Source organism: Stenotrophomonas sp. SrG, from assembly GCF_050031795.1.
Classification (GTDB): domain Bacteria; phylum Pseudomonadota; class Gammaproteobacteria; order Xanthomonadales; family Xanthomonadaceae; genus Stenotrophomonas; species Stenotrophomonas rhizophila_A.
Genome location: NZ_JBNBBE010000662.1, coordinates 1 through 249 on the forward strand (window position 1 = coordinate 1; position 249 = coordinate 249).

Sequence of the window (249 nt, forward strand, 5' to 3'; positions counted from 1 at the left end):
TGCGTGTTCTTCACCATCGGCCGCTTCTTCCGCCGCAATTACGCCAGCTGGATGCTGCTGATCGCCTTTGTCAGCTCCACCCTGCGCAGGACCGTCACCGCACTGTTCCCGGACCACCTGGGGGTGATGCTGGTGGCGCTGACCGCGCATGCGCTGGGATTTGCGGCCTTCGTCGCGGCGGCCATGCAGATGCTGGCGACCTACGTCCCGGGCCGGCTCAAAGGGCACGGCCAGGGGCTGCTGTATGGC

General features: G+C 66.7%; 1 protein-coding gene. It reads left to right on the top strand.

The window, feature by feature from the left end; translation table 11 throughout:
- The coding region (locus ACQG3P_RS21225; protein WP_426806156.1) for an MFS transporter at nucleotides 1-249 on the top strand (249 nt) is incomplete at both ends.